This is a genomic window from Pseudobutyrivibrio ruminis CF1b (assembly GCF_000424005.1).
GTDB classification, from domain to species: domain Bacteria; phylum Bacillota; class Clostridia; order Lachnospirales; family Lachnospiraceae; genus Pseudobutyrivibrio; species Pseudobutyrivibrio ruminis_C.
The window spans coordinates 1-22,008 of record NZ_AUJB01000017.1; the positions used below are offsets into that span (position 1 = coordinate 1).

General features: G+C 41.7%; 22 protein-coding genes, 1 tRNA gene and 1 rRNA gene. All 24 read right to left on the bottom strand.

Translation table 11 applies throughout. The annotated features are described in order from the left end of the window. Positions 1–251 (bottom strand): 16S ribosomal RNA (locus tag G592_RS0113440); the annotation flags it as partial. Positions 252–709: 458 nt separating this feature from the next. Continuing rightward, the gene (locus tag G592_RS0113445; protein ID WP_028248271.1) at positions 710–1,732 is read right to left on the bottom strand and encodes a threonine aldolase family protein; all 1,023 of its coding nucleotides are present in this window, start codon (positions 1,730–1,732) and stop codon (positions 710–712) included. Between the two features lie 191 nt (positions 1,733–1,923). Further along, positions 1,924–2,009: transfer RNA gene (locus G592_RS0113450), tRNA-Ser, on the bottom strand. A 156-nt stretch (positions 2,010–2,165) separates the two neighbouring features. Next, positions 2,166–2,861, bottom strand: a complete 696-nt coding sequence (ispD, locus tag G592_RS0113455) for a 2-C-methyl-D-erythritol 4-phosphate cytidylyltransferase (protein ID WP_028248272.1) — start codon at positions 2,859–2,861, stop codon at positions 2,166–2,168. Further along, positions 2,861–3,886: a tRNA (adenosine(37)-N6)-threonylcarbamoyltransferase complex transferase subunit TsaD gene (tsaD, locus tag G592_RS0113460; protein ID WP_028248273.1), complete on the bottom strand. Its 1,026-nt coding sequence runs from the start codon at positions 3,884–3,886 to the stop codon at positions 2,861–2,863. The genes ispD and tsaD overlap by 1 nt, the downstream gene beginning before the upstream one ends. Continuing rightward, positions 3,876–4,460, bottom strand: a complete 585-nt coding sequence (locus G592_RS0113465) for a DUF6715 family protein (protein WP_028248274.1) — start codon at positions 4,458–4,460, stop codon at positions 3,876–3,878. The genes tsaD and G592_RS0113465 overlap by 11 nt, the downstream gene beginning before the upstream one ends. Position 4,461: 1 nt before the next feature. Continuing rightward, complete coding sequence (locus tag G592_RS0113470; RefSeq protein WP_028248275.1) at positions 4,462–5,373, bottom strand: ribonuclease Z; 912 nt, start codon at positions 5,371–5,373, stop codon at positions 4,462–4,464. Further along, positions 5,373–5,819: a ribosomal protein S18-alanine N-acetyltransferase gene (gene rimI / locus G592_RS0113475; RefSeq protein ID WP_028248276.1), complete on the bottom strand. Its 447-nt coding sequence runs from the start codon at positions 5,817–5,819 to the stop codon at positions 5,373–5,375. Before rimI ends, G592_RS0113470 begins: the two co-directional genes overlap by 1 nt. Continuing rightward, positions 5,819–6,529, bottom strand: coding sequence for a tRNA (adenosine(37)-N6)-threonylcarbamoyltransferase complex dimerization subunit type 1 TsaB (gene tsaB / locus G592_RS0113480; protein ID WP_028248277.1), 711 nt, complete (start codon positions 6,527–6,529; stop codon positions 5,819–5,821). The genes rimI and tsaB overlap by 1 nt, the downstream gene beginning before the upstream one ends. A 3-nt stretch (positions 6,530–6,532) precedes the next feature. After that, positions 6,533–6,964 carry a tRNA (adenosine(37)-N6)-threonylcarbamoyltransferase complex ATPase subunit type 1 TsaE gene (gene tsaE / locus G592_RS0113485; RefSeq protein WP_028248278.1) on the bottom strand — a complete coding sequence of 144 codons (432 nt, stop codon included), beginning with the start codon at positions 6,962–6,964 and terminating at the stop codon, positions 6,533–6,535. Further along, entirely contained in the window at positions 6,961–7,464 is a 504-nt protein-coding gene (locus tag G592_RS0113490) for a YcxB family protein (RefSeq protein WP_036953088.1), read from the bottom strand. Before G592_RS0113490 ends, tsaE begins: the two co-directional genes overlap by 4 nt. A gap of 250 nt (positions 7,465–7,714) precedes the next feature. Further along, positions 7,715–9,874 (bottom strand): Tex family protein, encoded by a 2,160-nt coding sequence (locus tag G592_RS0113495; RefSeq protein ID WP_028248280.1) that lies wholly within the window; start codon positions 9,872–9,874, stop codon positions 7,715–7,717. A gap of 9 nt (positions 9,875–9,883) precedes the next feature. Then, on the bottom strand, positions 9,884–10,933 hold the full coding sequence (locus G592_RS0113500; RefSeq protein WP_028248281.1) for an acyltransferase family protein: 1,050 nt from the start codon (positions 10,931–10,933) through the stop codon (positions 9,884–9,886). A gap of 137 nt (positions 10,934–11,070) precedes the next feature. Then, a complete protein-coding gene (locus tag G592_RS0113505; protein WP_036953091.1) occupies positions 11,071–11,658 on the bottom strand; it encodes a 50S ribosomal protein L25 in 588 nt (195 codons plus the stop codon). 203 nt (positions 11,659–11,861) lie between these two features. After that, positions 11,862–12,227 carry a DUF1667 domain-containing protein gene (locus tag G592_RS0113510; protein WP_028248283.1) on the bottom strand — a complete coding sequence of 122 codons (366 nt, stop codon included), beginning with the start codon at positions 12,225–12,227 and terminating at the stop codon, positions 11,862–11,864. 18 nt (positions 12,228–12,245) lie between these two features. After that, the gene (locus G592_RS0113515; RefSeq protein ID WP_028248284.1) at positions 12,246–13,508 is read right to left on the bottom strand and encodes an NAD(P)/FAD-dependent oxidoreductase; all 1,263 of its coding nucleotides are present in this window, start codon (positions 13,506–13,508) and stop codon (positions 12,246–12,248) included. After that, entirely contained in the window at positions 13,508–14,965 is a 1,458-nt protein-coding gene (locus G592_RS0113520; protein WP_028248285.1) for an NAD(P)/FAD-dependent oxidoreductase, read from the bottom strand. The genes G592_RS0113515 and G592_RS0113520 overlap by 1 nt, the downstream gene beginning before the upstream one ends. Positions 14,966–15,082: 117 nt before the next feature. Beyond that, positions 15,083–15,805 (bottom strand): MIP/aquaporin family protein, encoded by a 723-nt coding sequence (locus tag G592_RS0113525; protein WP_028248286.1) that lies wholly within the window; start codon positions 15,803–15,805, stop codon positions 15,083–15,085. Positions 15,806–15,839: 34 nt separating this feature from the next. Then, positions 15,840–17,339 (bottom strand): glycerol kinase GlpK, encoded by a 1,500-nt coding sequence (gene glpK, locus G592_RS0113530; protein WP_028248287.1) that lies wholly within the window; start codon positions 17,337–17,339, stop codon positions 15,840–15,842. A 67-nt stretch (positions 17,340–17,406) separates the two neighbouring features. After that, positions 17,407–17,985 carry a glycerol-3-phosphate responsive antiterminator gene (locus tag G592_RS0113535; RefSeq protein WP_028248288.1) on the bottom strand — a complete coding sequence of 193 codons (579 nt, stop codon included), beginning with the start codon at positions 17,983–17,985 and terminating at the stop codon, positions 17,407–17,409. A 368-nt stretch (positions 17,986–18,353) separates the two neighbouring features. Continuing rightward, entirely contained in the window at positions 18,354–18,956 is a 603-nt protein-coding gene (gene thrH, locus G592_RS0113540) for a bifunctional phosphoserine phosphatase/homoserine phosphotransferase ThrH (protein ID WP_028248289.1), read from the bottom strand. Between the two features lie 11 nt (positions 18,957–18,967). Beyond that, entirely contained in the window at positions 18,968–20,164 is a 1,197-nt protein-coding gene (locus G592_RS0113545) for a homoserine dehydrogenase (protein ID WP_028248290.1), read from the bottom strand. A 7-nt stretch (positions 20,165–20,171) separates the two neighbouring features. Then, positions 20,172–20,615 (bottom strand): ACT domain-containing protein, encoded by a 444-nt coding sequence (locus G592_RS0113550; RefSeq protein WP_028248291.1) that lies wholly within the window; start codon positions 20,613–20,615, stop codon positions 20,172–20,174. 135 nt (positions 20,616–20,750) lie between these two features. Continuing rightward, a protein-coding gene (gene prfB, locus G592_RS0113555) for a peptide chain release factor 2 (RefSeq protein WP_155942212.1) occupies positions 20,751–21,888 on the bottom strand; the annotation gives its coding sequence in 2 pieces (ribosomal slippage) (positions 20,751–21,812 and positions 21,814–21,888; 1,137 coding nt in all). Positions 21,889–22,008: the final 120 nt, after the last annotated feature.

Here is a 22,008-nt window from a genome sequence, read left to right on the forward strand (position 1 = left end):
CGGGTCCATCTTGTACCGAAAAAACTTTTCACACTGCATCATGCGATGCTGTGCGCTTATGCGGTATTAGCAGTCGTTTCCAACTGTTGTCCCCCTGTACAAGGCAGGTTACCCACGCGTTACTCACCCGTCCGCCACTCAGTCAATAACTCGTCACCCCGAAGGGATCGTAAGAAATTGCTTCGTTCGACTTGCATGTGTTAAGCACGCCGCCAGCGTTCATCCTGAGCCAGGATCAAACTCTCATGTTAAAAAGTTTAATTCCGAATCAGTATAAAACTGACTTGTTTACTAATAAAGGTTTTTATTTCGTCTTAGAAACTAAATGAATTTCAAGGATACATGTTTTAAATAAAACTGTATTAATTCAAGGTTTGTTTCACTGTTCAGTTATCAATCTTCGCTTTATTGTTGCTCTCAGCAGCAACTCGTTTATAGTATCACGATGTCGGCTGTTTGTCAACAACTTTTTTAATTAATTTTTCTTGACTTTCTCAGGAAAACCAAGGGCTGATGCTCTCTCGAGTCAGCTTGTATATAGTATCAAGTGGATGTCTTTTTGTCAAGCACTTTTTACTAAATTTTTTCAGCTGATTTTGTGAGTATTTACAAGCACTTTTTCAAGTGTTTTCGCTCACGCGACAGCTTGTTTATAATAGCACCCAGCCCCTTATGTGTCAACAGCTTTTTAGATATTTTTTCACTTTTTTCACAGAATCTTTTTCAGCTCATTTACAGCTTCATCTGAAGTGGACCAACTGGTGGCAATTCGGATTACTGTATGGCTGTCATCGTACTTCTCCCAGAAGCCGTAAGCAACCTTTTCTCCAAATGCTTTCAAGGTCTCATTTTCCATTACAACAAAGATCTGGTTTGTAGGGTTCTCCATAAAGAGCTGATAACCCTTATGACGAAGATCCTCTCTTATTATAGAAGCCTGTTTAATTGCATGACGCCCCATTTCCATATAAAGGTCGTCTGTGAATAATGCACCGAACTGAACTCCAAGCAATCTGCCCTTAGCCAAAAGTGCACCGTGCTGTTTGATCTGTGTAATCATATGCTTTGGAGTATTTCCCCTTGTGAAGACTACAGCCTCACCAAAGAGTGCGCCCACTTTTGTTCCTCCTATATAAAAGACGTCTGCAAAGGAAGCAATATCTGCCATGGTCAGATCATCCTGAGCAGCCAGTCCATATGCAAGACGAGCGCCGTCTATAAACAGAGGCATATCATATTCCTTACATATAGAAGAAACAGCTTCAAGCTCGCTACGGGAATAAAGTGTTCCATACTCTGTTGGATAAGAGATATAAACCATTCCAGGATTAACCATGTGCTCACAGCTGGCATCTGCATAATGAGTCTCTAACATATCTTTCAACTCAGCAGCATCAATCTTGCCTTCATGAGCTGGTAAAGTAATAACCTTATGACCGCTGTACTCAATAGCACCTGCTTCATGACAAGCCACATGACCAGTAGATGCCGCAACCACACCATCATAATTAGAAAGCATTGAATCAATTACAGTCTGATTAGTCTGTGTGCCGCCTACAAGAAAATATATGTCAGCATCAGGACATTTAATATAATCACGAATCTTCTTTTTAGCTTCCTCGCAATATTGATCCTCACCATAGCCTGGTGTAGAAACCAAATTAGATTCTGTTAAAGCTTCAAGTACCTTTGGGTGACAGCCCTCGGCATAATCACATGAAAAATATAACATTATACTACCTCCTACATACATATAACCAACGCTTCTTACACTAACAATCCCATAGTACTCTTCCCTCAACTAATATGTTTCGTTCAGAGTATATGGAGATTGTTAGCTAGAAGCTTACCTGCAATATTAATATACATTTTATATACGAATATACGAAAAAAGGCAACCGCTTTCGCGATTGCCTATCTTAACGCAGAGGGTGGGATTCGAACCCACGCGCCCTTGCGGACAAACGGTTTTCAAGACCGCCTCGTTATGACCACTTCGATACCTCTGCATGTATCTCTCGGACACGAATAGTATAATAACATCCGTCTACCTATATGTCAACAAAATATTAGAAGTTTTTTTGTAAATTTTTGAATTCGAAATATTGTGACAATATTAGGTTTTTCCCAACTTTTCTGGCACATTTATTTATGCCATTAAACCACTAGATTTTACGTTGATTTCTAAGGATCGCTTCACCAAAAGCAATGTCATCAGGTGTGGTTACTTTTATATTAGAATAAGACCCAGGAATCATATGTACATCATGATCAGTAGCTCTTTCCACAATCATGGCATCATCAGTAATAGATGTATCAGCTGAAGCTATAATCTTATCGTATGCTCCACGGATAAGATTGTACTCGAAACACTGAGGTGTCTGAACTATCCAGACATTACTTCTGTCTGGTGTATCAAGAACCTTTCTATGATCATCTGTAAGCTTTACTGTATCCTTTGTAGGCATGCCAACAACACAAGACTCGTAAAGAGTAACGGCTGACATACATCTATGAATAATATCTATAGAAACAAAAGCTCGTGCACAATCATGAATAAGCACATAGCCATCATCAATAGCCTTGAGTCCGGCGTAAACGGAATTGTAGCGCTCTTCTCCACCTTCAACTATGGCAACGCACTTTGTGATGCGATATCTTTCGATAATCTCCTTCCGGCATTTTTCAACGTCACCTGGAGCCACTACAAGAACAATCTGGGTAACCTTGCTTTCCTGGAAAGTGCGCAGGCAATGAACCATCAAAGGGGCATCACCCATACGCATATATTGTTTTGGAATTTCCTGTTCCATTCGCTTACCACTACCTGCTGCAAGAACTATTGCTGTAAACTTATTCATTATCTCTCACCTAATTTTAAATTTGGTATAGCATTAAGATCCCAGCCATCGCGGCGGCCTGCAAGATACTCATAGTATGCTGCTGCACCTATCATGGCTGCATTATCTGTACAAAGAACAGGTGATGGATGATAGAATTCTACACCCTTCTCCTGACACATTTTTTCCATAGCGGTACGAAGAGTCTGGTTGGATGCAACACCTCCAGCGATTGCAAATTTGTCCATACCAAATTCGTCGATAGCCAGTGCCGCATGCTCGCAAAGAGTATCAATAACAGTCTGCTGGAATGACGCTGCAACATCAGCCTCATTTACTGCCTCACCCTTCATCTGGGCACCATTAATATAATTTAATACCTGAGATTTTAATCCACTGAAAGAGAAGTCATAAACTCCGTCAGAAACCTTAGGTCTTGTAAACTGAATTTCAAAAGGATCTCCCTCGTGGGCAGCCTTTTCAATCTTAGGTCCTCCTGGGTATCCTAATCCGATAGCGCGGGCAACCTTATCAAAGGCTTCGCCTGCTGCATCATCTCTGGTGCGACCAAGGATTTCGTATTTACCATAATCAGCCACGCGTACAAGATGTGTGTGACCGCCTGAAACTACCAGACAAAGGAATGGTGGCTTCAGTTCTTTATTCTCGATGTAATTGGCACTGATGTGACCTTCGATATGATGAACACCAATGAGAGGCAGCTGCTCCGCAAATGCGATAGCCTTTGCTTCTGCAACGCCTACAAGAAGAGCGCCAACAAGACCAGGACCATAGGTAACAGCAATGGCATCCATATCCTCGAGGCCCATATCAGCCTCTTCGAGAGCCTGCTCTATAACCTGATTTATACGCTCTATATGTTTACGTGATGCAATCTCTGGAACGACACCACCGTAAAGTGTATGAAGTGGTATCTGTGTGGATATCACGTTACTTCTAACATCTCTTCCGTTGATAACTACCGCTGCTGCAGTCTCATCACAGGAACTTTCAATTGCCAATATTTTTATTTCTTTAGTATCCATTTACTTTATCCTCTGAAGACAGCCTCCATGTAAGGATCTTCCAATTGCCGTTTTTATCCTTTCTTAAACAGAAATCTTCGTAGGTACGATCATAGCTGCTTCCTTCCCTGATAAAGTAATAAGTAGAAACGAAAGCGCACTCGTATCCATTAACGGTTTTATATTGAACTTCTTTAGAATCACTAACCGTAGCAGAAACGATAGTTCTCGAACGATTCTTGTAATCCTGTATTTCCAAATTTAGAGAAGCCAAATATGTATCTCTTGGATTGTATTGCAATAGCTCGTCATCCATAAGAAATCTGGCCTGATCTGCCATCTTTTCAAGCTGTGCCTGATCATACTCCTCTGCATAGTAAGCTGTGATTATTCGATTGTACCATTTTACTACTGCTCTAGGCGTCCCCGGATAATCATCTCTAAAATTCTTCGAAATGATTGTCTGTACTTCGGATATTTCTACATTTTCATCCGCCTTAGCTGTGGCATTACGGCGTGATAAATAGGTATAGTAGCCCACAATAAGGCATGCCATACAGATAACCGCTATTCCTATTCGCAGTACCTTTTTCATATTACTCCTCCGCAAAATCCAATTCTAAGAACTTGCCATCTTCCCCGAGCTTAGCCTGTGGAAAAATATCACAGACAGCTTTCATATACCTTTTGTGACCTGTCATGGATGGCGAGAAATGTGTGAGCCAGAGCTCATTTACATTTGCATCCTTGGCAACCTGGGCTGCCTCATAGAAGGTCATGTGCTTATTCTGTTTTGCTTTTGCTAACTTATCTTCCTCTGCATACATGCCTTCGCAGATAAGAAGATCTGAGTCCTTTGCCGCCTCCACAAGTGATTTGGTAGGACGAGTATCTGTACAATAGGTAACCTTTATTCCCTTTCGGGCATCTCCCATAACCATTTCAGGAGTGAAGGTCTTTCCTTCATGTTCCACGGTTTTTCCTTTTTGAAGTGGATTCCATAATGTAACTGGAAGTCCAAGTGCCTGGGCTGCCGCCACATCGAAGCGCCCCTTTCGTGGAATATCTATCGTATATCCGTAGCAGAGTACATTGTGATTAACTCTGAATGCATGGATATGATAACCTAATAATTCAAAGTGCTCATCCGCTTCTGTAATCTCGTGAAATTTAATCTCAAAGGGAAGCTCTGGAGCAATTACCCTGAGAGAATTTACCACCTTTTCAAGTCCCTTTGGACCAACGATGGTGATTGGTTCTACTCTGTCTGAATTGCCCATGGAAAGGAGCAATCCCGGCAGACCGCTGATGTGATCAGCATGATAATGAGTGATACATATGATAGAGATTGGGTTTGGTGAGAAGCCTGCTTCTCTCAGAGCCACCTGGGTGCCCTCGCCACAATCTACTAACAAGCCCTCTCCATTGAATCTGAATAAACATGAAGTGAGCCATCTATTAGGCAGCGGCATCATGCCGGCTGTGCCTAGTAAACAAACGTCTAACATTAAATATTCCTTTCAAGTTTCATGCAAATAGCATCCTCTACTGGATCGCTGTAGAAATATTTTCGCGTGCCAATTTCTTCGAAGCCTAAACCTTCGTATAAGTGGCGGGCTGGTGTGTTGCTGACACGAACCTCAAGGAAGATGGTGTCAATGCCGCGACTTTCAAGTTCTTCCAAAGCTTTGGAAAGAAGCTGACGACCTAATCCCTGGCCGCGATATTTTTCGTCCACAACAATATCTGGAAGTTCTGCCTCTGGCGGAGTGAGATAGAAAACACTGAATGCTGCTATCTGCCCATCATCCTCTGCCACCATAATAAATGAGTGGTCGGAGGATATTGCTTCCTCGTAAGACTTTAAGGACCATGGACAGCTCATGGCTGCATTTTCGATTTCAACAATCGCAGGCAGGTCCTGTGCATTTGCAAATCTATATGTAAAAGCCATTAAGCTTTTCCTTCCTTTTCCATACGCTCTCTTTCAGCCTGAGACAGACGAAGATATTCTGGTCTGTGGTCTGCTGCAATCTCGCAATCTCCATTTGCATAGTAGATAGCACCAAGTGTAGCTACCGAAGATGCATGCTGGCGGTTGAGATGTGCTGGCGCAAATCTGTATGGAACCTTAATGATTTCTGCAATCTTATCTTTGAAAACTGGAACGCCATCTCCAAGGAATGTAACTGGCTGTCCCATTTCATTTATCTTTTCTGCTATCTCAGCGAAATCAACTGCACACTGTGGATGTACTACAGTAAATTCACCTGACTGTTCGAACTTGTAAAGACCAGTGTAAACCTGTCCACGTCTTGCATCTAAGATAGGGCAGATAATACCGTCATTTCCCCACATATTATATGCAATGGCATCTACTGTAGGCACTGACACGATTGGGCATCCAAGCGAAAGACCAAGTCCCTTTGCTGTGGCAGATGCGATTCTGAGGCCTGTGAAAGAACCAGGGCCTGCGGAAACTGCAATGGCATCTACTGAATTAAGATCAAGCTCTACCATCTTTGAAAGCTCATCAAGCATTGGAAGCAATGTCTGTGAATGAGTCTTCTTATAACCTGTGGTGTACTCGCCAATTAAATTGTCGTCTTCTACGATAGCTACTGAGGCTACAAGCCCTGAGCCATCTATTCCTAAAATCTTCATATTCTATATCTGTTCTACCGTGATTTTGCGGTAGTCGAATCCCTTTTCTAAATCTTTTTCGATAGTAATCTGAGTGTAGTGCTCAGGAAGAATATCTTCGATGAGATTTGCCCACTCAATAAGTGAGACGCCATCACCGTAAACATAATCCTCGTAACCTATCTCATCCATCTCTTCCACATCGCCTATACGATATACGTCGAAGTGGTAGAATGGCAATCTGCCTGTGTCGTATACCTGCACGATGGTGAAGGTAGGACTGCAGATAGCCTCATCAATCTGAAGACCTGTAGCAAAGCCCTGTGTGAACACGGTCTTGCCAACACCCAAATCTCCGATAAGTGTAAATACCTGCCCTGGTGTGGCTGCAGCGCCAAGCTTTCTGCCGAGAGCATCTGTTTCTTCTGGTGAATTAGTTTCGAATATTTCTATCATTTTATTTGTAATTTGTAATCCTCTACGTGATTTTTAATGTAGTCAATTGCCTGTGGATATACATCCTTAATTTCTTCTTTTGGTACGATATAAGCATTTACACGGTTGCTATATACAAGAAGATACTCCTTCCATGTGGCAATTTTGTAAATGTATTCCCAAGGAAGCTCTGCTGGCTCCTCCGATGCTGGGGAGCTAACCTTTATGCCAGTCTCAATAAGCTCATAAGTAAGTGGGTGCTGAAATACATCCTGCATCATCTGATTTTTGACTCTGAGCTTAAGACTCATTGGAATATATAAAAGGAAAATAACCGCAATGAGTGGGTAGAATAGGCGATAAATTGGAGAAAGCACTGGGAAGCGCATAATCCAAACTGCTATCAAAAGAACAAATAGCACCACCGAAAGTATACCCTGGCTGGATCTGTATGTGTGGAACAAATTAAATCTGTATAAATCTCTCTCGCTAATCTTTACACTAAACTTTATGTTGTTCATAATCAGACTCTCCCTATTTTTTATTAGTTTATCATATATTTGTGCATAAAAAAAGTGAGCCGAAACCCCTAACGACTCACTCAAACCTTATCTCCTAAAAAGCAAACTCACTGTTACTTTTCTCGACTAATGAAAAGTATAGAAGTCATGGTAAAAAATGTCAACAGTTTGCCATTAGGAGAGTATTATTTTGTATAATTGTGACAATTTCCTGCATTAATATCTGTGTAGGATTACAACACTTAAACCTTTAAGATTTCTTAGCTTTATTGAGCTTCATTGTGAGGGCGATTCTTCCCTTCTTCTCATCAACAGATAAAACTTCAACATCAACGATATCACCAACAGAAACTACTTCAAGAGGATGCTTGATGTAGCGGTCTGTCATCTGAGAAATATGTACCAAACCATCCTGGTGAACGCCGATATCGATGAAGGCACCAAAATCGATTACGTTTCTTACTGTACCCTTAAGCTGCATGCCTGGCTTAAGGTCCTTCATCTCAAGAACGTCACTCTTAAGGATAGGCTTTGGCATATCTTCACGTGGATCACGACCTGGCTTTTCAAGCTCTTTAACGATATCCTCCAAAGTCATCTCACCAACACCAAGTTCTGTGGATAAAGCCTTGATGTTAGAAATACTCTTGTGGATATCCTTTAGTGTACCTGCTGCAATATCCTTTGTATCGAAGCCAAGCTTCTCAAGAAGAGCCTTTGCTGCATCGTAGCTCTCTGGATGCACGGCCGTAGCATCAAGAGGATTCTTTCCACCAATGATACGCATGAAACCTGCACACTGCTCGAATGCTTTTGGTCCAAGCTTTGGAACCTTCTTGAGCTCAGTGCGGGAATTGAAGCGTCCATTTGCTTCGCGGTATTCAACGATGTTCTTTGCAAGAGTCTTGTTGATACCTGATACATATTCAAGAAGAGATGCTGATGCAGTGTTAAGATCAACACCAACTGCGTTAACGCAGTCCTCTACAACGCCAGCAAGAGTCTCGTCTAATTTCTTCTGATTCATATCGTGCTGATACTGACCAACACCAACTGATTTTGGATCAATTTTTACAAGCTCAGCAAGTGGATCCTGAAGACGACGAGCCATAGATGTGGCTGAACGCTGTCCTACATCGAAGTTAGGGAACTCCTCTGTAGCAAGCTTGCTGGCAGAATAAACTGAAGCTCCTGCCTCGTTTACAATGATGTATTCAACCTTCTCTGGAATCTCCTTAAGCATATCAACGATAATCTGCTCAGACTCGCGGCTGGCAGTACCATTTCCAAGAGAGATAAGAGAAACATTGTATTTCTTAATAAGGCCTTTGATAACCTTCTTTGTCTCCTCAACTTTGTTCTGAGGTGCTGTTGGATAAACAACAGTAGTATCGAGAACCTTTCCTGTTGCATCAACTACTGCAATCTTACAACCTGTACGGAAAGCTGGGTCCCAACCAAGGACATTGCGGCCTGCGATAGGTGGCTGCATAAGAAGCTGTGTAAGGTTCTTTCCGAATACCTTGATAGCTCCGTCTTCTGCCATTTCAGTAAGATTGTTTCTAATCTCATTTTCGATTGAAGGTGCAATAAGTCTTGTGTATGCATCCTCAATTGTATCGATGAGAGCCTGATTCGTATTTACGTTATCACGACTGATGATTTTCTTCTGAAGGTAGTTAAGAATATCCTCTACAGGAGCTTCAATGCTCACCTTGAGGATCTTCTCCTTTTCACCACGATTGAGGGCAAGGATTCTGTGTCCTGGAAGCTTTGCAATAGCTTCATCATAATCATAGTAATTCTCGTAAACTGATTCTGCCTCAGCATCCTTTGCCTTTGAAACAATACGGCCATTCTTGAAAGTCTTTTCACGAATCCAGGTACGATAATCTGCATCGTCAGAAATGCTTTCAGCGATAATATCGCAGGCACCTGCAATAGCTTCCTCAGGTGTATTAACCTCTTTTTCTGGATTGAGGAAAGCTTTTGCCTCGTCTGTGAGGGACTTATCTGTCATCTGAAGGATGATGATGTTTGCAAGTGGTTCCAAGCCCTTTTCCTTAGCGATAGTTGCACGAGTGCGACGCTTTGGGCGGTAAGGACGATATAAGTCATCAACAGCTACCTGTGTCTCTGCTTCAAGAATTGCCTTTTTAAGCTCTTCTGTGAGAAGTCCCTGCTCTTCGATAGAAGCAAGGCATGTAGCTTTTTTATCTTCAAGGTTTCTTAAATATGTGAGACGCTCTGAGAGAGCACGAAGCTGCTCGTCATTAAGACCGCCTGTAACTTCCTTTCTGTATCGTGAGATGAAAGGAACTGTGTTGCCCTCATCTAATAATTTTATTGCAGCATCAACCTGCTGTGGGCGAACCTGTAATTCAGTTGCTATTTTTTTAGTAATATCCATGATGTACTCCTATTTAAAAATTTTCTTCACACGTGATGAAAGATTACGAACGAGAATTGACGCCGACCAGGTGATGAATATGCACGCTAAGAGCAGCGCAAATATTTCTCGATGATTGTAAGCTTCTACTGATAAGTGTGAGTAGAATAGAATCATTATTCTATGATGTAATAAAATTACATACCAGCTAATGCCAGAGATGTAAGTTATTAACGTATATACGAATTTATCTGATGAGATTTCCACATCACGAAGTGCAACAAGCATTGTCATGCTGATTGCAAAGTAAATAAGCTCATTCTGCTCCTGTGTTAGCTTCATCCACTCCAAAGATGGAACAAAACCAATGAGGCAGAAATATATAAATATCAGTGCTGAAAGGACTGCACATACTAATCTTAGCTTTGTGTTAATCTTTTCTTCTCCGGACTGCTGTTGAAGAAGCATTCCAATATAAAAATATACAATGATAAATAATGGATTCATCAGCTGTGTAAATGGGAATGGATTGTAAATCAAAAGCACCACAATATACCATACAAGCAATACTCCAAGTGTGACGAATTTATACTTCTTAAGTAGCTTGGCAAGGATTGGGAACAATGCATAGCATATTACTATGCAGGACATAAACCACTCACCAATAAGATAAAAATCTGCTGTAACAAGCTGAGCCACTCCATCTACACCAAGAATAGTAAAAATGAATCTGCTGATTGGAAGATCGTGACCTACCACCTGATTATTTACTAAAAAACAAACCACAAACATCAATGTGTATGCTACATAAAATGGAATGAACAGTCCCTTAAATCTTCTTAAATAATATTTTCCAAGAGGAAGCTCATCCTCATGATTGTACATAAGGGCATAGCCTGAAATTACAAAAAGGAAAAGGCTGGCTGGACGAGCCAGAATATTAAAGAAATAGTTATAGCCAAACATAGCACTATCTGTGCCCTGGGCTGTAACAATGTACTCCACAAAGAAGTGGTAAAAGAATATGAAAATGACACCGATATCACGGAGGATATCAAGGCCTATGATTCGTTTTTTCATGTATACTCTCCTAGAATTATTTTCTAGATAAGTATATTAAAAATGGATTGGGATAGCAACTTCATCATACTAACTCCCACTTGTCAAAATACATATAAAAAGGAGCCTCCGAGCGGAGACTCCATATTGATAACTCTCTATGATGCTGCCTGAGTAGAATCCTCTTCTTCCTCTGCATCTGCAACTTTATTCTTTGCTGCAATAACCTCAACAACTACCTGATCAGCTCTTGTGGTTACTTCAACCTTCTTGTTCTTTGCTATTGCTAAATCTGCAACCTTAATTGTATCACCCAATCTCAGTGAACTGCAGTCTATTTCAATCTTCTCGACTACATCCTCGGCCTTAGCTTTGTAGGCTACCTCTGATACTAACTGCTCTAAAACACCTTCTGTAACAGCTTCCTTGTTTTCAAGAACAACCTCTGCTGTTGCATGGATAACCTCTCCTTTAACAAGCTCCTGGAAATCCATCTCTAAAATCTGGTGCTTTGCTGCATCGAAATGCAGTTCCTTTAATAACACATTGTACTTCTTTCCTTCCAAATCAAGGGTCATCTGAGTGTGCTTACTCTTTCTAAGAGCCTCAGCCTCTTTAACCTCGAACTGGAGTGGGATTGATTGCTCGATATCTCTACCGAACAGGTTACCTGTAACGTAGCCCTCTCTTCTCAACCTCTTTGCTTTCTTTTCCATGTCACGTCTTTGTACCTTGTAAGTATCCATTTGTCTCTTCCTCCTAAAATACAAATATTTGAGCAGGGAAATTTGCGGAATGTCGATATTCAATTGGCGTTTCGTTTGTTTCTCGTGTTCGACTATGTTATAGTCCTCTTTTTTCAAATAGTCAAGTCCCGAAACAGGAAGTCTTTTGATAATTCTTCTGAATAATACAAAAATGACTGACACCAAGTGTCAGTCATTTCATTTTATAATACCTCTACATTTCTTGTTGCTACCACATCTACGCCGGTTCCGCAGACATCTTTCACAACAACATCTCCGATATGAACTGGAGCTTTCATGACTGCTGCATCAATCTCCTTCATAACGTCAGCGATCTTATCTTTTGGAATATTAGACTTCGTTTTAACAGATACACGTGGCTTGTCCCCGCCTAAGATAACAGCTGTAGATGTAACTGTTCTCTCTGGATGTGTAACTTCGTTTTTAGCGTAATTCTCGCCAATCTTACAGGTATTTCCTGTAACTGAGACAACTTCTCCTGCCTCAAGTTCTACTGTAATCTGGCAACCCATTGGGCAGCCGATACATGTTAATTCTCTCTTTTCCATCTTATCTTCTGCCTCCTATTACTCTGCTTCTATCTTTACTGTAATTTTCTTAAGACCTGGCTTTTCAGCAAGCTTATCTTTAAGAAGGATAACCTGCTCCATTTCACCTGGTGCCATAATTCGCTTCTTATTGTGCATTACTCTTTCATCATCGAAGTAAACACTTACATATGAATCCTTGTAAACAGCGCCAACTCTGAAACGAACTGTAAGCTTGTCATCCATTCTGTCTACGTTGATAGTAGATGGAACTGTATATCTTGCGCCCTCTGTTGCAACGATTTCGATATCAGCTGCACCATCAGAAAGCTCACCTTTAACAAACTTAGCTGCATTCTGTCCCGCTCTGTCTGCTTCCTCTGAAACATAATCAACAAGATCATGTACGTGAAGAACGTTACCGCAGGCAAATACACCTGGGATATTTGTCTCAAGGGACTCATTTACAACTGGTCCGCTTGTGATTGGGCTCATTTCAACGCCTGCTGTTCTCGAAAGCTCATTCTCTGGAATAAGTCCGCAAGAAAGAAGAAGAGTATCGCAAGTATATCTTTCCTCTGTGCCTGGAATTGGCTTGCCCTTGTTATCAACTGCTGCAATTGTAACAGCTGTAAGGTGCTCCTTGCCCTCGATATCAACAACTGTATGGCTGAGCTTAAGAGGAATACCAAAGTCATCAAGACACTGAACGATATTTCTCTTTAATCCGCCTGAGTAAGGCATAAGCTCTGCTACAACCTTTACCTTTGCGCCTTCAAGTGTCATACGACGTGCCATGATAAGTCCGATATCACCTGAACCTAAAATAACAACCTCGCGACCTGGCATATAGCCTTCGATGTTAACAAGACGCTGTGCTGTACCTGCTGAGAAAATACCAGCTGGTCTGTAACCTGGAATGTTTAAAGCTCCTCTTGGACGCTCACGACATCCCATTGCAAGGATAACTGCACCGGCTTTAATCTGGTACATACCGTCCTCACGGCTCATGGCTGTAACAACTCTGTCACCTGAAATATCCATTACCATTGTGTTGAGCTTATACTCGATTTTTGCATCAAGAACCTTCTCGATGAAACGGTAAGCATACTCAGGACCTGTAAGCTCCTCTTTAAATGTGTGGAGACCAAAACCATTGTGGATGCACTGATTAAGGATACCACCTAACTCTTTATCTCTCTCTAAAATAAGAATCTTATCTACACCAGCGTTTCTTGCTGCAACTGCAGCTGCAAGACCTGCTGGGCCACCGCCAACAATAACAATATCATAATTCAACATTACTGCTCGCCTCCCTTCTGATTCTTGGTGCGCTCAATAACAATGTTTGAACGTCCACCGCTCTTTGTAATCTCTTCATACTTAAGGCCGAGCTCTCTATGAAGAATTTCCATTGTCTTAGGAGAACAGAAACCTGCCTGGCATCTTCCCATTCCAGCACGTGTTCTTCTCTTAACACCATCAAGAGAACGAGCACCAAGTGGTCTGTGAATTGCATCAAGAATTTCTCCCTCTGAAATGGATTCGCAGCGGCAAATGATGTTACCATATGCTGGATTTTTCTTAATCAACTCATTTCTTTCTTCTACTGAAAGGTCTGCTGGGTTCATAACATCCTTACGTGTGCTAATCCAGTTAGCCTTTGGAGTAAGTCCCATCATATCCTTTAACATATTTCCTACCATCTCACCAATAGCTGGGCTTGATGTAAGACCTGGTGACTCGATGGCTGCACAATCAATAAAGTGTGGAGCGCCATCAACTTCGCCGATAATAAACTCGTGACGAGCCTCGTGCGCGCGAAGGCCTGCAAATGATGTGATAACCTTTCTCATTGGAAGGTTCTTTACGTGGTCATTTGCCTTTGCAATAAGGTCATTGATTCCGTCAGCTGTTGTGTTTGTACCTTCTTTATCTTCGATATCGATAGCTGTAGGACCAACGATAAGATTGCCGTGAACAGTAGGTGATACAAGAACACCCTTACCAAGGTTAGTAGGCTGTGGGAAGATTGTGTGACTAACATGACCACCCACTTCCTTATCAAGGAGGCAATAGTCTCCGCGACGAGGAATGATTTCAATCTTATCATCATCCTTGCTAACCATGTTATGGATAACACCAGAATAAACACCTGCTGCATTTACTACATATCTAGAAACATACTCACCATTGTTGGTGCGAATGTGCCATAATCCATCTTTATCTTTTACAATATTCTCAACCTTAGTATTGAATCTAAAGTCGACTCCGTTTACATTTGCGTTTTCTGCCATTGCAATGCAAAGCTTGAATGGGCAGATGATACCGCCAGTTGGTGCATATAAAGCCCCCTCAACATTATCTGAAAGGTTTGGCTCCATCTTAAGAGCCTCCTCACGTGTAAGAATCTTTAATCCTTTTACACCATTTTTAACGCCTCTGTCATAAAGGTCCTGAAGTCCTGGGAGTGCCTCCTTATGGATGCAAACAACCATAGAACCATTTCGTTTGAACGGAATGTCCAAATCACGGCAAAGGTCGTCCATCATCTCATTTCCACGTACATTTAATTTAGCCATTAACGAACCTGCTGCAGCATCAAAACCTGCATGAACAATTGCAGAATTTGCTTTTGATGTACCCTCACATACATCCTCACACTTTTCAAGAACACAGACGTTAGCTTCGAAACGTGAGAGTTCCCTTGCAATTGCGCTTCCTGAAACGCCTGCGCCTATGATTATGACATCATACAACATATTTTTTCTCCTTCTAATAAAACTTATTAAATAAGGCGAGAGAAATAAACTACGTCCCCCGTAGTCTCATTATTCTCTCGCCTCAATGAATCGCTATTTAATTATATTTATATTTTAGCCAAACATCTGAGCAGCTGCAAGTGCATTATAAAGAAGTGATGCAACAACACCGCCGCAGATAGGTGCTACAGCTGGAATCCATCCATAGCTCCAGTTACCATTCTTCTTGCCGAAGTTTGGTGCAAGGCAAAGGTAAGCAATACGAGGAGCTGTGTCTCTTGCTGCGTTCATTGCGTATCCTGTAAGACCACCAAATGAAGCACCGCAAGCAACGATTACGCCGTAAACGAGTACCCAAACTGTACGATCTGAACCTGCTGGAATAAGAGCAAGTGTAAATACAAGTACAAATGTAGCTACGAACTCTGAAAGGAAGTTCAAGCACTGGTTTGGAATTGAAGGTGCTGTACAGAAGCATCCTCTAACAACATCATCTTCAGCAGTAGCTTTGATGTGATCGCTGTATAGAAGGATAAGGATAGCTGCTCCAACGAAACCACCGAGCATCTGAGCTACAATCTGTCCAGGAACTGTGCTCCAGTCACCTGTTCTGATTGCAAGACCAATTGTAACTGCAGGGTTGAATGCTGAAGGACATCCTGTGAAGTTGCTCATTGCAAATGCAGGAACCATAACTGCCATTCCCCAACCGATAAGGATGTGAACAGCTCCGCCGCCCTTGAATCCTGACTTGTTCAATGAAACATTACAGCAAACACCATCTCCGAGTAATACCAGTAAAATAGTACCTATAAACTCGCCTACATAAACTGACATAAATATTAACCCCCTTTTATTTAATTTTAATTGTTTACTCTTTTGCCCAGCCTCTTGTAGCTGCAACAGCCTTAGACCATCCCTTGATAGCAGCTGTTCTATCAGCATTTGTCATCTCTGGCTTGAACTCACGATCAACTGACCAGTTCTGGATAACGTCTTCTTTGCTCTTCCAATATCCAACTGCAAGACCTGCAAGGTAAGCAGCACCCATAGCTGTTGTCTCAACACAGCTTGGACGAAGAACGTCAGTGTTGATGATATCAGCCTGGAACTGCATCAAGAAGTTGTTGTTTGATGCACCACCGTCAACCTTGAGAGCTGTAAGATGCTTTCCAGAGTCGAGCTCCATAGCATGAAGAACATCGTATGTCTGATAAGCAAGAGACTCAAGTGTTGCTCTGATAAGGTGATATTTATTTACACCACGTGTAAGACCTGTGATAGCTCCACGTGCATATGGATCCCAATAAGGTGCACCAAGACCCGTAAATGCAGGTACAACGTAGCATCCATTTGTATCCTTAACGCGAGTAGCGAAGTACTCTGAATCTGGTGAAGAATCTACAATCTTTAACTCGTCACGGAGCCACTGGATAGCAGCACCAGCAACGTATACAGAACCTTCAAGTGCGTATGTAACCTTTCCATCTAATCCCCATGCGATGGTTGTAAGAAGGTCATTCTTAGAGAAGATTGGCTTCTCACCTGTGTTCATAAGCATGAAGCAACCTGTTCCATATGTATTCTTTGCCTCGCCTTCCTTGTAGCATGTCTGTCCGAAAAGAGCTGCCTGCTGATCACCAGCAGCACCAGCGATACGGATAGGACCGCCAAAGAATTCTGGATCTGACTCACCATAGATGCAGCTTGAAGGCTTAACCTCTGGAAGCATGCTCTTTGGAATATCAAGAATCTGGCAAAGCTCATCATCCCACTCAAGAGTGTTGATGTTGAATAATAATGTACGGCTAGCGTTAGAGTAATCTGTAACGTGTACTTTGCCCTTTGTAAGCTTGAAGATTAACCATGAATCTACAGTACCAAAGCAAAGCTCACCTTTTTCCGCTCTCTCACGAGCACCCTCTACATTATCAAGGATCCAACGAATCTTTGTTCCTGAGAAATATGGGTCAAACTTAAGACCTGTCTTCTGCTGGAACTTCTCAACGATGCCAGGAATCTTTCCCTTCATCTGCTCAGCCCAGTCAGCTGTACGACGGCACTGCCATACGATTGCGTGTGTGATAGGCTGTCCTGTTGCTCTATCCCAAACGATAACTGTTTCACGCTGGTTAGTGATACCGATTGCTGCCACATCTTCAGCCTTGGCACCAACCTTTCTCAAAGCCTCACGTGCTACCGAAAGCTGTGTCTGCCAAATTTCATTAGCATCATGCTCTACCCAGCCTGGCTGTGGGAAATACTGTGTAAATTCCTTCTGTGCAACAGAGCACATCTCACCTTTCTCATTGAAAAGGATACATCTGTTACTTGTTGTTCCGGCATCGAGCGCCATTACGTATTTTGCCATTATTACTCCTCCTTCTTTTGCCTTGTGGCTTTGGCTAATACTAAGGAGTGGTCAAAATATGAATCACTTAAAGCTTCCATACCTCTTCGTTCGTTGTAGATACGGCAAGCACCCCATTATTAAGTGCATTCATTACATCATCTCTGTCGCCGATAAGACCTCCTGCCAAAACAGGAACCTTACTGGCTTTGTTAACTCTCTTGATAATCTTTGGTAAGACTATACCAGGGAGAATCTCGATGACATCTGGCTGAGATACCCCGTGCCGGTCCTGTTTCTCAATGTTAACAAGCGCCATGCTGTCGATTACGAAATATCTGAGCACTGTATATAAGCCCAACTCCTTTGCCCTTCCGATGAGATTTCCCTTTGTAGTGATAATTCCATCAGCGTGGGTGTTATTCTTGATAAAGTCTACTGAGATTTCTTTGGTATTGTTGAGACCTGCAATCAGGTCAAGGTGAACCATGGCGATTTTTCCTGAAGATTTGATTCGTTCCACGATACCTGGAATCGTGCAAACATCTCCATACAGTATGAAGATTATCTCGCAATCAGTTTTTATTGCCTTCTCAAGCCCTTTATCATCTTTTATGGCTGCGATTACTGGATTTGCCTCCAGCTTTTCAATGAAGTCTCTGTGCATTATGTTTACTCCCTCTAATACCCCTATTGTTTTTAGGCACAAAAAAAGAACATGCCTAAAGATACAAGAGCTCCAACTCTCGACACAGCCACATTCTCATCTCTCACGGGCATTTATTAACTTTTATATGTAAATGATACACGACACTTGGGTAAAATTCAACATAAAATTTTCACATATTTACCATTAGTTGTTCATAATTGCTCAAAATTGTCATTGTTAGTATATTAACAAACTGTCAATTATGTATATTTTCGTAAGTTTAAGGGATTCTAGCTTTAGGTAAAATAGACAAGTGTTCGACAGGGAAAGAATTTTGGTAAAATTAAAGCAAGTTTTGATAATAGATACCAAAACTTGCTTTTTTGTTATTTTTGAACTTCAATTATTGCGTTGTATAAATCGTCGTATTCTTCAAAGGCTGGATACTGTGGGTAATCCCTCTTGATTGCATCAGTAGTTCTGAATAAGAAGCCTGCCTTTGATGCTTCAATCATTGCTAGGTCATTGAAGCTGTCGCCGCTGGCAATAGTTTCAAATCCACATGACTGTAACGCTCTTACAGTAGTAAGCTTGCTCTTGTCACAGCGCATCTTGTAACCTGTGATTTCTCCATTGTCTCCAACGATTAACTCGTTACAGAAAATAGTAGGCATTCCAAGTTTCTCCATAAGAGGACCTGCGAACTGTGAAAATGTATCACTAATGATGATAACCTGGCCAAAGGCTCTAAGCTTATCTAAGAACTCCTTTGCCCCTGGAAGTGGGTCGATAGTTGCAATAGTGTTCTGGATTTCCTTTAATCCCAAACCATGCTCCTTTAAGATACCGATTCTGTAATTCATGAGCTTATCATAATCTGGCTCATCTCTTGTTGTCTTTTTAAGCTCAGGGATGCCTGTAGCTTCTGCAAATGCAATCCAAATCTCTGGAACCAAAACACCTTCTAAATCTAAGCAAGTAACGTACATGTCTATTCTCCTTATGCCAATCTAATAACTGAAATTATTCCACCAAGTGCAGCTTTTCTTTCGTTGAACTCGTGCTCTGTCATCTCTGAAGTAATGAAACCTACTTCCTCGTCTAAATCGAGGCTTGCGTATTCGACAGATTCGAATTCATTTTCAATATTAGACTGAAGGGCTGAGGTTCTTACGAAGTATCTGAACTTCTCCTCAGAAGGATCTGCAAGCTGGTACTTATCTTCTGTCCAGCCAATCTTCACGTATTTATCAATATTCTTAGCAAGGAAAACCATATCTCCTACAACGGCTGATGCTGTAGGAAGGGCTCCGGCGCCTGCACCGTAGTACATAGACTCGCCAAGCATATTTCCCTTAACAGAAACTGCATTCATAACACCTGAAACATGGTAAAGCATGTTCTCTGGCTTAACTAAATATGGAGCTACGCGGCATGCATATTTATCTCCAACCTTTACGCTGCGGGCAATAAGCTTAATGCTTCTTCCCATTGCCTTTGCATATTTGAAATCAGTAGCGGAAATCTTGCTGATTCCTTCTGTAGGAATATCATTGAAATCAACATTCTTTCCTGTAATAAGAGATGTGAGGATGGCGATTTTACGGCAGCTGTCGAATCCTTCAACATCAGCTGTTGGGTCCTTCTCAGCATAACCTAATGACTGAGCCTCTGCTAAAATCTCTGCATAATCACTTCCAAACTGTTCCATGTTTGTAAGCATGTAGTTTGTAGTTCCGTTGCAGATAGCATCGATTTTCTCTATAACATCACCAGTTAAGCAGGCAGTCAGGGTTCTAATAATAGGAATACCGCCGCCTACGGCTGCTTCAAACACAAAGTTAACTTTGTGCTTTTCTGCAATCTGCATCAGCTCCGCACCTTTATCAGCTACAAGCGCCTTATTAGATGTGGTGACTGATTTACCAGCTTCCAACATTGCCTTCACAAAGGTAAATGCAGGCTCAACTCCGCCCATTGTCTCGACAACGATTTTGACATCTTTATCTTTAACAATTTCCTTGTAATCCTTAACAAATAACTTTTCGTTAGGGTCACCAGGAAAGTCTCTAAGATCAAGAATATATTTAAGCTCAAGTGGCTCACCTATTCTCTCGGCCAAGATGTCCTTGTTTGTCTCAAGAACCTTTGCTACACCGGAACCGATAGTTCCATATCCCATAATTGCTGCTTTCATCCTGTTGTCACTCCCTTGCTAAAATTTTTACATAATGAACACCATCAACGGCCTCGATAGCACTAACCAGATCAGAAAAATCTCCTGAATCCTCAAGTACATCCACCGATATAGTAAGGGTGGCAAAACCATTGACCGGAATACTTTGATGTATAGTCAAAATATTCACATGGAAGTGGGCCATCTCCTCCAAAACTCTGGATAGAATTCCCGGCTCATCCTCCAGCTGGATAACCATATTAATAGTCTTTCCCTTTATATCCTCATGGAATGGGAAAATGTCATCCTTATACTTATAAAATGAGCTACGGCTTATGCCAACTTTTTCAGTAGCCTCCTGAACTGAATCGCATTTACCAGTATCAATAAGCTTTTTAGCGGCAACAACCTTTAGCAATACTTCTGGTACAGCTTTTTCTTTTAAAACAAAATAGGTAGTCTTCTCTGCCATATCTCCTCCACAAGTGTCTTTTGTACAAATACATTTGTACACGCTTCAAAGATAATAACATTAAACACTACCTAAATTCAAGTACTTTATCATATTAAATTGTGAAAGTATTCTAAACCTTACGCAAGTTACACTCTATTCATCATCTGATGCATTACGCTCTGGGCATCCTAAAGAAAGCCACTTTAAGTACGCGTTCATAAACGGGGTTAGCTTACCATCAAGGACTGCATCGGCGTTTCCTGACTCTTCTCCAGTACGGAGATCTTTGACCATAGTGTAAGGCTGAAGGACGTAAGAGCGAATCTGATTGCCCCATCCAATTTCTGATACCTCGCCTCGAATACCGCTGGCTTTGGCTGCATTTTCCTCCTGTTTCAAAAGAAGAAGCTTAGTCTTCAGCATCTGCATAGCCTTATCTTTATTCTGGAACTGGCTTCGCTCGTTCTGACAGGTAACCACGATTCCTGTAGGGAAATGAGTGATTCGAATAGCCGAGCTGGTCTTATTGATATGCTGACCACCGGCACCTGATGAACGATATGTATCGATTCGGATATCCTCATCCTTAATCTCTACATCAACATCCTCTTCTATGTCTGGCATAACATCGCAGCTGGCAAAGGATGTCTGGCGCTTTCCCTGTGCATTAAATGGAGAAATGCGTACCAAACGGTGGATACCTTTTTCAGACTTAAGATATCCATAGGCATTTTCCCCATTTACCTGGAATGTAACTGATTTGATTCCGGCTTCATCGCCTTCCTGATAATCAAGCTCATCCAAGGCAAAGCCCATATCACCAGCCCAACGGCTGTACATTCTATAAAGCATCTGTACCCAGTCACAGGCTTCTACTCCACCTGCACCTGAATGCAATGTAACGATGGCACTATCTCCATCATATTCCCCAGAAAGAAGAGTCTTCATTCTGAGAGTCTCTAAATCTGTCTCGAACTCTTCAATAAGAAGAGCCACAGTATCTACTATCTCCTGATCCTCTTCTTCATTTCCAAGCTCTATGTAATCTTCTATTTCCTTATATAAATCCTCAAGCTTATCTATGACCGCAACGTCATCTTTCATGGATTTGAGCTCTTTCATCTTGGCTGTAGATGTGGTAGCATCTGTCCAAAAATCTGGAGCTTCCATTTCGCGCTCAAGCTCTTCTATGCGAGCTTTCTTGGCTGCGACGTCAAAGTGAATCCCTCACTTCCGTCATAGAATTCTTTTGCGACGTAAGTCGCTGCTTGAACTGATCAAGTTCTATCACGAAATCACCTCTTTCCAAAATCACACGCCTGTCACGCTCTCAAGCCTGAGATATTACTCCGCTCAGCTGAAGAAAGCTTCGCGTGAGTAACACTCAGAGCTTGATAGCTACAGGCTTACT